6 protein-coding genes and 3 pseudogenes are annotated in these 12,194 nt (G+C 71.9%); 5 read left to right on the top strand and 4 right to left on the bottom strand.

Going from position 1 to position 12,194, the window contains the following annotated elements; translation table 11 throughout:
* Nucleotides 1-118 precede the first annotated feature (118 nt).
* Nucleotides 119-523 carry a Rid family hydrolase gene (locus B9S61_RS30850; protein ID WP_103545166.1) on the bottom strand — a complete coding sequence of 135 codons (405 nt, stop codon included), beginning with the start codon at nucleotides 521-523 and terminating at the stop codon, nucleotides 119-121.
* A gap of 148 nt (nucleotides 524-671) precedes the next feature.
* Here B9S61_RS30850 and B9S61_RS30855 point away from each other — a divergent pair, with 148 nt between their 5' ends.
* Nucleotides 672-1,163, top strand: a complete 492-nt coding sequence (locus tag B9S61_RS30855) for a MarR family winged helix-turn-helix transcriptional regulator (protein WP_103545167.1) — start codon at nucleotides 672-674, stop codon at nucleotides 1,161-1,163.
* 203 nt (nucleotides 1,164-1,366) lie between these two features.
* On the opposite strand, the pseudogene B9S61_RS30860 reads toward B9S61_RS30855, so the two are convergent.
* A pseudogene (locus tag B9S61_RS30860) lies at nucleotides 1,367-4,650 on the bottom strand (GH92 family glycosyl hydrolase).
* Between the two features lie 261 nt (nucleotides 4,651-4,911).
* Here B9S61_RS30860 and B9S61_RS30865 point away from each other — a divergent pair.
* The 3 genes and pseudogenes from B9S61_RS30865 to B9S61_RS30875 all read left to right on the top strand — a co-directional run bounded on the left by B9S61_RS30865 (nucleotide 4,912) and on the right by B9S61_RS30875 (nucleotide 8,717).
* Nucleotides 4,912-6,144 (top strand): annotated as a pseudogene (locus tag B9S61_RS30865) (sensor histidine kinase).
* Nucleotides 6,141-6,833, top strand: coding sequence for a response regulator transcription factor (locus B9S61_RS30870; RefSeq protein WP_103545168.1), 693 nt, complete (start codon nucleotides 6,141-6,143; stop codon nucleotides 6,831-6,833). Before B9S61_RS30865 ends, B9S61_RS30870 begins: the two are co-directional and overlap by 4 nt.
* 1,255 nt (nucleotides 6,834-8,088) lie before the next feature.
* Nucleotides 8,089-8,717 (top strand): annotated as a pseudogene (locus tag B9S61_RS30875) (helix-turn-helix domain-containing protein).
* 106 nt (nucleotides 8,718-8,823) lie between these two features.
* Here the strand turns inward: B9S61_RS30875 and B9S61_RS30880 are convergent.
* Both B9S61_RS30880 and B9S61_RS30885 read right to left on the bottom strand, forming a co-directional pair.
* On the bottom strand, nucleotides 8,824-9,714 hold the full coding sequence (locus B9S61_RS30880) for an LLM class F420-dependent oxidoreductase (RefSeq protein WP_103545169.1): 891 nt from the start codon (nucleotides 9,712-9,714) through the stop codon (nucleotides 8,824-8,826).
* A gap of 167 nt (nucleotides 9,715-9,881) precedes the next feature.
* Nucleotides 9,882-11,594, bottom strand: coding sequence for a VanW family protein (locus B9S61_RS30885; protein WP_258039946.1), 1,713 nt, complete (start codon nucleotides 11,592-11,594; stop codon nucleotides 9,882-9,884).
* Between the two features lie 327 nt (nucleotides 11,595-11,921).
* Here B9S61_RS30885 and B9S61_RS42775 point away from each other — a divergent pair, with 327 nt between their 5' ends.
* A complete protein-coding gene (locus B9S61_RS42775) occupies nucleotides 11,922-12,188 on the top strand; it encodes a hypothetical protein (RefSeq protein ID WP_258039947.1) in 267 nt (88 codons plus the stop codon).
* Nucleotides 12,189-12,194 lie beyond the last annotated feature (6 nt).

The following is a 12,194-nucleotide window of genomic DNA, read 5'->3' on the forward strand; positions in this document are numbered from 1 at the left end:
CGGCCTGGCCGGGCCCGGCTCACCGCCTCGGCCGTGCGGTCACTCGGCCGCCACCGTAGCGCCTCCCTCTCCCCGGCCGGCGGGCTGCCGGCCGGGGAGGCCGCGACGGAGTGCCGGGTCAGTTCCCGGAGCCGACGACGGCGGTGACGCGGATCTCCACGCGCATGTCGGCGAGGCCGAGGACCGTGACGCCGGTCTCGGTCCAGATCGGCGCACGGCCGCCGAGACGGCGGCGGAACTGCTCGGCCATGACCCTGTTGTGGTCGTCGCCGATGGCGTCGTCTCCCGGCGCGACCTTGTGGTACGAGTTGACGTGGATGACGTCCTTCCATGTCGCGCCGACCGTGGCGAGCGTGCGCTCCACGTTGTCGAAGGCCTGGACGATCTCGTCCTCCAGTGAGTCGGGGACGACCAGGTCGTCATCCACCCCGGCCTGACCGGAGGTCTCGACCCGGTCCCCGACGCGGACGGCTCCGCTGTAGCCGAGGGCCGCGTGCAGCTTCTCTCCCTGGCCCGGAGCGATGCCGAAGGTGACGGTGCTCGTGAGGGTCCCTCATTCCTGTCCATGGGGTGCGTTTCCTCCGTAATGAGTTCACGCGTAAAGTGAGACTAGTGAGCGATGACTTCAAACGCAAAGTGATGGCGGACGGCGCCGGAGGGCGGGGAGATCCATGAGCGGTACGGGCGGACACCACCAGGACGACGAGGAGCTGCGATGGCTCGACGAGCAGGAGAAGGCGGCGTGGACGGGGCTGATCTCGCTCGTCCTGCTGCTGCCCGGCAAGCTGGAGTCGCCGCTGCGGCAGGAACACGGCCTCACCCTGTTCGAGTACCTGGTACTCAGCCACCTCTCCGAGGCCCCGCGGCGCACGCTGCGGATGGGGGAACTCGCCTTCCTCGCCAGCGGATCGCTCTCCCGCCTGTCCAACGTCGTCAAACGCTGTGAACAGCGCGGCTGGGTCGCACGGACACCCGACCCGGCCGACGGCCGCTACACCCTCGCCGAACTCACCGACGCGGGTTTCGACACCGTGCGCCTGGCGGCGCCCACACACCTGCGCGCCGTACGCCGCATCGTCCTCGACTCGCTCAACGCGACCGACCAGAAGGCACTCACCCGCATCGCGCGGAAGCTCCGCATCGTCCCCGACGACTTCGGCTGACGGCCCTCCCTCACGGCGACTCGGCGGCGGAGCACGACACGGGGCGCTGCGGGCGACGCGTCCGGGGGCACCGTGGACGTACTCGGCGGCCGCACGCCGGGGACCGTACCGCCGCACCGGTCCGGCAGCCCGAACGCCGGTGGCAGCGTGACCGACGCGGTCACGCTGCCACCGAACGACCTCACGGGCGAGAGGGTGGGGTACTACCCGAGAGTGATCGCGTAGACCTGCACCCGAGGATCGTTCCGCAGGCCGAGAGAGCGAACGGTCTTCGAGGCGTCGAGGTCCGCGGAGGACGCGAACAGCCGCACCGGCGGTCCGTCCACCCCCTGCCCGCGCTTGATCCGGTGCGGCATCTCCAGCGCCACGGTGCCGCCCTGCGGTGCCGCCCCCGCCCAGTCGCCCACGGTGACCGGCACTTCGCCGGTGGTGCCGTCGGTGTAGCGGACGGTGAGCAGGGTCGTCACCGGGCCGTGGTGGGCCGCGGCGACCAGGCGCAGCGTCGCGTACGACCCGGCCGGGAGCAGCATGGCCTGACCGCGGGCCTCCACGAAGTTCTCGGCCGTCCCGGACGGATCGGGAGCGTGGTAGGTCACGCCGTCCCGGACGAACGGACCCGCCGCCGGCAGCAGATCACCGTCGTAGCTCCATCCCGCGCCGTCGAAGTCGCCCTCGTCGGAGGCCGCGACGGTCGCGGTGCCGTCGTGGTTCACCTCCTTGCCCAGATCCACGGCACATGCCTCACCGGCGTCCGTGGCGCAGCGGGCCGCGGGGCGCACCTCGACGGTCGCGACGCGTTCCACGCCCGGCACACCGTGCGCGGCCGCCGTGATCCGTACGGTGTAGGAACCCGGCGCGGTGCCCGCCGGGACGGTCACGTCCACCGCCGTGGTCCGCTGGACCGGCAGCCGCCGGGACACGAGCGGGAAGGGCCCGGCGGTCTTCACCGTCCAGCCCCGGGGAGCCGTCGCGCGGACACCCACCCGCAGCGTGCCGGGGGACTGGCCCAGTACGTCCAGCCGCAGACGGACCCGTTGCGGACTGTCGGCCGTCGGCAGGACGTCGGAAGCGGTTCGGAGCGACGCGTCGAGGTGCCGGCGGGAATCGGCTGCCGCGCGGTTCACCGACGGCGGTTCCGCCCCCTTGCCCGTACCCCACGCCGACGGCTCGCCGGTCATCTCGAAGGAGAGGTCTCCGCCCTGGGCGACCGTGTCCCAGTCCAGCCAGGTGGCGCGCAGATTCTTCCCGCCGAACTTGGCCCGCTTCACATAACGTTGGGAGTCGCTCGCGCCCGGTGCCCTGACGGTCAGGGTGCCGCCCTGCCTGGTCCCGTGGTCGCCGATGCGGATGACCGCCGACGGGAACTGGGGGCTGGAGACGGCGAGGAAGCCGCCACCGTTCGTCGTCGGGTACAGGCCGAGGGAGGAGAAGACGTACCAGGCCGACATGGTGCCCAGATCGTCGTTGCCGGTCATGCCGTCGGGCCCGTCCGTGAACAGCGTCATCGCGGCGCGGACCACGGTGGCCGTCCTGGCGGGCGCGCCGGCCCACAGGTACATGTACGGGGAGTGCAGATCGGGCTCGTTGTTCGGATTGTAGGTCGGCTTCCCGTAGTAGTCGTACGGGGCCGAGATCCACTCCTCGCGAGCCGTTCCGGCGGGGTCCTCGAAGAGCTTGTCGTACGCGAAGAAGGCGTCGAGCCGCTTCTCGGTCTGCCGCTTGCCGCCCATCAGGGATACCAGCCCGGCCGGGTCCTGCGGCACCAGCCACTGGTACTGGTGCGCGCCGCCCTCATGGAACTGGTGGCCCGCCTCGACGGGGTCGTACGGCGTCAGCCAGGTGCCGTCGGTCGTGCGCGGACGGAACTGGTCGATGGAGGAATCCCACAGGTTCCGGTACCACTGGCCGCGCGCCGCGAACACCCGGGCGTCCGCCGTGTGCCCCAGCGCCTTGGCCATCAGGGCCAGCGACGCGTCCGCCGCCGCGTACTCCAGGGTCGCCGAAGCGGGGTGACGGCAGTCGTTGTCGCCGCCCTTGTCGGGACAGTCCTTCCCCGGCTCCAGTCCGCTGGGTATGTAGCCACGCTCCCGGTAGGAGGCGATGCCGGCACGGCCGTTGTACGGGGAGTCGTCCGGCGGCGGTCCGAGGGCGTTCTTCCTGAGGAGCGCGTACGCCTCCTTCTCGTGGCCCGCGAGGAGGCCCTTGGACCACGCCTCGACCAGGAACGGAGTCACCGGGTCACCGGTCATGATGTTGGTCTCGCTGTTGGCGAGCGACCAGCGGGGCAGCCAGCCGCCGTCCCGTCCGATCGCGACGACCGACAGTGCGACATCGCGGGCGACCTTCGGCTGCAGCATCTGCAGCAGCTGGTTCTGCGGCCGGTGCGTGTCCCACAGCGACAGGTTCTGGTAGGGCGTGAACCCCGAGGCGGTATGGGTCTTCCCGTCGAATCCCGCGTACCGGCCGTCGACGTCTCCGGCGAGGTTCGGGTGCAGTTGAGCGTGGTAGAGAGCCGTGTAGAACGCGCGCTGCCGCTCGGTGGAACCGCCGCCGATCCTCACGGCGGCGAGCTGCCGCTCCCAGGTCGCGTGCAGCGCCGTACGGGTGGCGTCGAAGTCGTAGGAGTCGTCCGTCTCCGCCTCGAGGTTCTTCCTGGCGCCCTCGACACCCGTGTAGGAGAGTCCCACCTTGACGACCACGTCACGGTCGGCGCGTGCGTCGAAGGTCACCCACGCACCGTTCCCGCCCTCGCCGGCCGCCTCCCGCTCACCGGGGGTGGGGGTGCTGCCCCGCCAGGTGCCGTGCGAGGCGAACGGCCTGTCGAAGGCCGCCGTGAAGTAGACGGTGTGCCGGTCCTTGCCCGCGCAGAAGTTGCCCGCCTCGACACGCCCCTCGACGGTCCGGTCGCCGACGACACGCACCTCCGAGCTGTACACCCGCTGGTTGCCTTACCCGTGTTGAACAGGACGTTGGCACGGTCGGTCGAGGGGAAGGTGTACCGCTGCCATCCCGTACGGGGCGTGGCGGTCAGCTCGGCGTCGATGTCGTACGTCTTCAACCCCACGCGGTAGTAACCCGGTTCGGCGTCCTCGTCGTCGTGCGAGTAGGCCGAGCGGTAGGCATCGGGGTCGACGCTGTCGACCGCTCCGGTCGTCGGCATCAGGGGCAGCTCGCCCATGACGGAGCAGCCGACGCCGGACAGGTGGGTCTGGCTGAACCCGTGGATCCTGTCCTGCTGGTAGTCGTAGCCTCCCTGGCCGCCGGTGTCCGGGCTGACCTGGACCATGCCGAAGGGGGCGCTCGCGCCGGGAAAGGTGTTGCCGAAGTTCTGTGTCCCGATGAACGGGTTGACCAGGGAGGTGAGCCGCGGAGCGGCGGCGGGCGCCTGGGCGGCGGCCGGTGCCGGGCTCAGGGCGCCGCCGGCAACGAGCAGTGCCGTGAGGACTGCTGACGCGCGGTGACGCAATCGGCGAAGGGGTCTGTGCATGGAAACGGTCTCCTGTTCCGCACCCGTCGGTGCAGCGCAAAGGCGTTACCCGGCTGGATGGAAGCGGACTAGATCACGCGCCTGACATCGTTGTCAAAAGCTTCGACACCGTCTGGTACCGGCACTTCGGCCCGCCACGGCGCCCGCCACGGCCGCCCGGCGCGACCCGCACGCCGTGCGAGGCGGGAACGTGGGCGCGCGAGGCGGGTACGCGGGGCGCGTGTCACCTGAAGCCCTCCCGCCCCACCTAAGCTGGAGCCCATGACCCCGGTACAGAAGGAAGGCCCGCGCGCGCTGCTCGCCGGGGCTTCGCGTCGGTGGGTACGACTGCTGCCGTGGGCCCTGGTGTTCGTGCTGTGCGTCGCCCTGCTGCCCACCACCATCCAGGTGCTGAGCGTCGACTACGGCCTGCACGGCGGCATCGCGAGCGCGCTGGCCGTTGCCCAGGCGGCGCCGCTGCTGCTGGCCGTCGTCCACCCGCTGCGGGCCTGGTGCGTGATCTTCGCCGCCGACGTGGCCGGGGCGCTCGCCCTGCGCACCGTCGACTTCGAGGAGCGGCTGCTGTAGCCGTTCCCGCCCATGGAGATCGTCGGGTACATCGGCCTCTGCCTCGCCCTCGGCCTGCGCGAGCGGCGCCGGACGCTGCTGCTGGTATGGCTGGCGACGGCGGGCGCGAACGTCGGACTCGGGTTCGTCGCGCCGCACGGCACGAGCGCGAAGAACCTCCTGCTCACCATCCTCGGCGGCGTCGCGCTCCTGCTCGCCGTCGCGCTCCGCGAGCGGTACGAGGTCCAGCGCAGGCTCGCCGAACAGGAGACGATCAGCGAGGCCGAGCGCGAACGGCGGACGCTGCTGGAGGAACGCGCGCGCATCGCACGAGAGTTGCACGACGTGGTGGCGCACCACATGTCCGTCATCACGGTGCAGGCGGACACCGCGGCGTACCGTCTCGACGGCCTTCCCGCGGACGTGCAGGAGGAGTTCACGTCCATCGCGGCCACCGCGCGCGAGTCGCTCGGCGAGATGCGACGGCTCCTGGGCGTACTGAGGAACGAGGAGGCGCACGGCGAGCTGATGCCGCAGCCGGGTCTGACCCGGATCGGGCAGCTCGTGGAAGCGACCGTGCGGGCGGGCATGCCGGTGGAGTTCACGCCCTGCGACGCCGATGTGCCGGAGGCGGTGGGCCTCTCCGCGTACCGCATCGTCCAGGAGGCCCTCGCGAACGTCGTACGGCACGCGCCGGGCGCTCCGACGCAGGTGTCGGTGTGGGATTCTGTCTCGGCGGACGGTGCGCGGCTCAACGTCCTCGTCGTCAACGGGCCGCCGCCCGAGCTTCCCGCCGCACCGCTCGAGGAGGGCGGCACCGGGCACGGCCTGGTGGGCATGCGGGAGCGGGCACGGCTCGCGGGCGGCACCCTCGACGCGGGGCCGCTGCCCGACGGCGGCTTCCGGGTGGCCGCCCAACTGCCCCTGACCGACAAGGAGTCCCTGTGACGACGCGCGTCATCATCGTCGACGACCAGGCCATGGTGCGGGCCGGCTTCGCCGCGCTGCTGGCCGCCCAGAGCGACATCGACGTGGTGGGCGAGGCCCCCGACGGTGCGCAGGGCGTCGAGCTGAGCCGGCGCAGCCATCCCGATGTGGTGCTGATGGACGTCCGCATGCCCGAGATGGACGGCCTCGAGGCCACGCGCCGCATCCTCGCACCCCCGCCGGGCGGTGGAGACACTGCTGTGGGGGACCGCCGGCCGCGCGTCCTGATGCTCACCACGTTCGACGTCGACGACTACGTCTACGAGGCGCTGCGGGCGGGCGCGAGCGGTTTCCTGCTGAAGGACGCTCCGCCGGCCGACCTCATCGCGGCGGTGCGCGTGGTGGCCTCGGGCGACGCGCTGCTCGCCCCGTCCGTGACGCGCCGCCTCATCGCGGACTTCGCCCGGCAGCGTCCCGCCGCCCGCGGCAAGCCCGTGCAGCGCCTCAAGGCCCTCACCCAACGCGAGACCGAGGTCCTCACCCTGGCGGCCCGCGGCCAGTCCAACGCGGAGATCGCGTCGACGCTGGTGCTGGCCGAACAGACGGTGAAGACGCACGTGAGCCGCGTCCTCACCAAGCTCGACCTGCGCGACCGCGCCCAGGCGGTGGTCTTCGCGTACGAATCGGCGCTGGTGACCCCGGGGGAGTAGGACGGCGCCGACCCCGCCCCCGTCCGGAGAACAACGACCCGCGTCCCCGACCCCACACGGAACCGGCCACCGGCACCCGGCCACGGGGCGCTCCACCGGGACGAGCCCGCTCCACCACCCCGGACGCCCCAGACACCGCTCCCGGATCCCGGCGCGCGGACATGGCGGCAACGGGCCGACGACCTGCGCGTACGCCGGCCCGGCCGTTCCGCCGCCGGGGTTCCGGCACGAGCCGAGTCAGCGGGTGGCCCCTTCTCGGTGCCGGTCCTCGTGCCCTCGGCACGTGCGGGGCGGTGCCGGGTCGGCGCCCCACGCATGCCACGCTCGCGCCGACAGGGCCGTCCCGACCCCGGTTTCCCGGCACGTGCCGGGCAGGGATCCCCCCCCACCCCGGTACTGGCCGTCGCGCCTCCCGGACCCGGCGCACGCGGGGCCGCAACGGGTCGACACCCCACCCATGCCTCGCACGCGCGGACCGGCTGTCCCGTTTCCGGCACCTGCCGAGCAGGGGGATCTTCCCTCCCGGCGCCACCTCCGCCAACTCCCCACCCCCGGCGGAAGGCGGAGCCGTCCCTCATCCACCCCCTACCGCGGTAGCACTCCCACATCGCCACCCGGGTATGACGCCCGGCGCACAGCCGTCCGCGCACACTCCACCCAGTCGGCACGAGAAGATCGCGAAAGGGCGGAACATGAGGCTACGCGGCGGCAAGCGCAAGAGCGGCAAGCGGGAGGAGGCGGACGCCCCACCGGAGGCCCCTGTCGCCACACCCGGTGCCGCGGTCGCTGAGAGAACCAGGTCGTTGAAGGTGGAGTGGTTGTAGTCCTCACTGTGCCCCTGTCTCGTGTCTCGGATCTCGCGTCCCGAGTCCAGGTCACGGGCGGGCCGGGCGCCGTGTCGGAACGCGCCGTGAGTGAACGCCGGCGCCGTGCGGGGGAGACGTCCGGGCGAGCGGACCGAAGGAGGGTGTGCCGGGCGCGCGACCTCGGCGACGGCAAGGGCGTGTCGGCCAACTCCGCTGCCACGACGGCGTGTTCACCCGCCAAGGAAGTCCAGTAATGCTGCAGTGAGGAACCGGGGGGCTCTCCTCGACGAGCCGGTGCCCCGCCTGCGGCACGTGCACCGCACTCACGATGTCGGTCGTGCGCGGAGCCACCCGCGTCCAACCACCCTTGCGCCGTGTCCCCGGCACTCGGACTTCCGGGCCCGATCCGCTCTGGCACGGAGTCCTTGCCGTCATGGCAAGCTGGCCCGATGGACCGCAGGACGGATGACGACGTACTGGACGCCGTGGGACCGCGGCTGCGCGCACTGCGCCGTGAGTGCGGAATCACCCTCGCCGACCTCGCGGCGACGACCGGCGTCTCGGAGAGCACCCTCTCCCGGCTGGAGAGCGGGCAGCGCCGGGCGCCCCTGGAACTGCTGCTGCCGCCGGCCCGTACCTACGACGTCCCGCTGGACGACCTCGTCGGTGCCCCGCGGACCGGCGACCCCCGGATTCACCTCAAGCCGATCCACCGGTTCGGGATGACCTTCGTGCCGCTCTCCCGGAGGCCGGGCGGGGTGCACGCCTTCAAAATGGTCATCCCGGCCTGGCCCGGCCTGGCCCGGCCCGGCCCGAACCGCTCGAACCGACCCCGCAGACCCACGAAGGCTTCGAATGGCTGTACGTGCTCAGCGGCCGCCTGCGGCTGGTGGCCGGCGAACGCGACCTGACGCTGCCGCCGGGCGAGGCGGCCGAGTTCGACACGTCGGTACCGCACTGGCTGGGCAGCGCCGACGGGGGAGCGGTGGAACTCCTCGTCCTCTTCGGCCTCCAGGGGATGCGCGCACACCTGCGCACCGATCCTCACCGGCCGTCTCGATCCCCGGACCGGCCGTGAACCGCGTGCCCGGTCGAACTGCCCCGCCGCGTCGTGTCCCGCCGCCTCGTACCCCGCCGTCCCGGCCGCGCCGCCGGGAAGCCCCGCTCAGCGCTGGACCCTCCCTCTACAGCTCGCCGGCGAAGACCTCCGCCAGCTGACGCCATTCCGCGAGCGGCAGGCCGGCGCCCCCCTCTCCCGCGGTGAGCACCTGCAGCGCGACATGGTCGGCGCCCGCGTCGAGGTACTCGCGCGTGCGGGCCCGCACGCGCGAGGCGTCGCCCAGGGCGAAGAGGGCGTCGAGGAGACGGCTGCTGCCGCCGCCCTCGAGGTCACTCTCCGTGAACCCCAGCCGCAGCAGGTTGTCGGTGTAGTTGGGCAGCCGAAGGTACATGTCCAGCATGTTCCGCGCGGTGGTCCGTGCCCGCTCGAGGTCGGTGTCGAGCACCACCGACAGCTCGGGGGCGAGCAGCGCCTCGGGACCGAGCATCTCGCGTGCCTCCGCCGTGTGCTCGGTGGTGACGAGATAGGGATGTGCGCCCAGCGCCCGGCCCGCCGCCAGCTTGAGCATCTTCGGGCCGAGCGCCGCGAGGACCCGCTGTCCGGAGAGCATGGGCGGAGCGGCGGCGTCGAGTCCGTCGAGGTAGGCGACCATCGCGCTGTACGGCTTCGTGTACTGCGGCACCATCGGGCCGTGGCTGACCCCCAGGCCGAGGACGAACCGCCCGCGGGCGCTCGCGTCGATCGCCGAGACACGCGCCGCCACCTCCTCGGCGGTGTGGTCCCAGATGCTGAGGATGCCGGTGGCCACGGTGATCGTACGGCTGGCGTCGACGACGGCCGCCGCGTCGTCGGGCGAGGGACTGCCCCCGATCCAGAGCGTGCCGTAGCCGAGTTCCTCGAGTTCGGCGACCGCGTCCGCGATGGCCGCTCTGCCCTTCTCGTCCGCCCGTGACCGGTGCAGCGCGCTGCTCCAGATGCCGACCCGTCCGAACACCGTGCGCGTCTCAGAAGTCATGACGTGATCAACAGCGGGCTGCCGCGGCTATTCCCGGCCGGTCGGGCATCCACCCGTTCGGCGCATGCCCCGGACCAGAGGGCAGTCCTCGTACGGCAGCGGACCGGTGGCCTGCCACGCTCCGGACGGGGCGGGGGGAGGGCGCAGGGAGCTGACGGGGCGTGTCCTCAGCTCAGGGGTCCGAGGGGCGCTTCTTCGCAGGTGACCTCGTCCCGCGGGGTGTAGCGCGTGCGGAAGGGCTCTCGCCGCACTTCCCGGCCGCCGTCACGGAAGACCCGCTCCACGGTGACGTCGAAGCCCTCGAGCGGGGTCTGCGGCACGCACTGCTCGTCGGTGCTGACCTTCTCGGCAGGCTGCTGGAGGTTGGTGCGCGGCCCCTTGGCGGACGTGATCTCGTCGTACTTCTTCGTGCCGAGGAAGGTGATGGTCACCGACGTGTCCGTGGACTCGGCCTGGATGTACATCGCCTTGCCGGAGTCGTTGGTGAACCTCAGGTCGAGGCTGCCCCAGGCGACCGTTGCCTCACGGCCCTCGGGGTAGCGCTCGATGTAGAAGGAGTGGGCGCCGTACTCGACGGGTTTGACGCCGGCGAAGAACATCGCGTTGAAGACGGTGGTGGCCACGGCTGAGACGCCACCGCCGGGCGCCTTGGTGTACTTGTCGTCGAAGATCATGACGCCGTCCACGAAGCCGTTGGCCCGGGTGCGTTCGCCGACGGTCCGGTTGAAGCTCCAGGTCTCGTCCGGCATGACGACGGAGCCGTTGATGAGGTCCACCGCCCGGCCCACGTTGGTCGTGCGGTAGGCGGCCGGTTCGAATTCGACGGTGAAGGAGGACATCTTCTCGGTCAGCCCCAGGCGCGACGCGTTCTCCCGGGTGATCTCCGGCCGGGTCCGCCGTGTCTCCACCTCGCCGGTGCGGGCCGCGCCCGACTCGGTGAGCAGGGGCAGTACGGCCTTGCCCAGGGCCTTGTCGGTGACCTTCACGGCTGCCCTGGCCTCGGTGGCCACCGCGACCTTGTCGCCGTCGGCCCTCAGCTGGGCGTTGCGGGGTGTGGTGGGCAGCTTGTCCAGGGTGCCGGCCACCGCGGGCGCGGTGCGCAGGCCCGCGCTGTCGAGCTTCGGGGTGAGCCTGCCGGCGCCGTCCGGCCGCAGTGTCAGGTACTTGCCCAGTACGGCCGGGGTGAGGGTGAACCGCTCGCCGGCGGCGCTGAGGGTGACCGGTGCGGACATCGCCGGCCGCGCGAACTCGCGCACCGCCCGCCGAACCTCTTCCGCCGTGACCTTCGGCTCGTCCTCGCGTGCGGGCAGTGCCGTCACCGGGTCCACCGCGCCGCTCCGGAAGGTGGTGCGCAGGGTTTCGACGGCGGCGTCCACGTCCAGTGCGTACCCGGTGCGCGGCGTGATCTGCTCGACCCGGCCGTCGGTGAAGGAGACGGCGCCGTCACGGACCTTCTGGTCGAGCGTCTTCGACAACTTCACCAGGGCGGCACGCGCCTTGTCCCCGTCGGCCCGCACGACCGGCTCGATGTCACCGCCCGAGCGGAACAGCCCGCCGATCACGCTGACCGGATCGGCGCCGGTGGACGATGCCCGGTCGAGGGTGGCCTCGATGTCGTGGGTGAGTCCCGCCTGCCGCGTATCGACCGTACCCTCGCGGTCGCCGACCCTCACGGCCAGCTTCGCCGGACCGGTCCCCGGCAGCCGCCGCTCCAGCCTGAGGGCGGCCTCCTCACGGGAGAGGCCCCCGATGTCCACGCCCCGCACCGTGGTTCCCGCCTCGATCTCACCGCCGGTGAGCAGCAACCCGGTGAGATACAGCCCGCCGACGCCGACGGTGAGCGCGCCCCCCACCCAGGCGACGGGCGGGACGGAGGCCATCCGGGGGACGGAAGGTATGTGAGGGCGCATGAGTCTCCGATCGATGTGACGTGCCCCCGATGGCATGGCACTGGGTGCTGGGTCAGTCGACCAAGGTACGCACAACTCTGCGCCAAACGGAATTTCCAGATCACACCGGGCCTTTTGGATCAACCTCCTGATCAACGGACGCACCGCGTCCGGCGTGCTCTCAGCGGCCCGGACACGGGCGGGCGGCCTCGGCGCGGTCCGGCTGTGACATCCCTCTCGCCCACGCGCCGTGCCCGGTGATCGGAACACCGCTACCGTCCGCTGCCTCGCTAAGATCACTGTCCGAGGGGTGGTGGCATGATCATGACGTTCTACCGGTGGTGCGCGGCGACCGCGGCGGTACTGCTGCTGACCGGCTGTGGCGGCGGCGCCGGGACCGGCGGCGGGAAGGACAAGGCGGTGGCGCTCACCAGGGAACAGGTACGGGAGACGCTGCCGGACGGCGAGGCCATGACGGGCTGGAGTGAGACCGCTCGGCCCACGGCCGTCGGGATGGACCGCCTCCACCGCGGGCAGGCCTGCCCCGTCAAGGACAACGCGGGCTGCGAGAACTCCCGCTTCTAGGGCGTC

Source organism: Streptomyces sp. SM1, from assembly GCF_002910825.1.
GTDB classification, from domain to species: Bacteria; Actinomycetota; Actinomycetes; order Streptomycetales; family Streptomycetaceae; genus Streptomyces; species Streptomyces okerensis.

Bases quoted from the DNA above. Each gene is read 5' to 3' on its own strand.
- B9S61_RS30880 (WP_103545169.1), bottom strand. From the start codon at position 9,714: ATGACTTCTGAGACGCGCACGGTGTTCGGACGGGTCGGCATCTGGAGC.
- B9S61_RS30885 (WP_258039946.1), bottom strand. From the start codon at position 11,594: ATGGCCTCCGTCCCGCCCGTCGCCTGGGTGGGGGGCGCGCTCACCGTC.
- B9S61_RS42775 (WP_258039947.1), top strand. From the start codon at position 11,922: ATGATCATGACGTTCTACCGGTGGTGCGCGGCGACCGCGGCGGTACTG.
- B9S61_RS30855 (WP_103545167.1), top strand. From the start codon at position 672: ATGAGCGGTACGGGCGGACACCACCAGGACGACGAGGAGCTGCGATGG.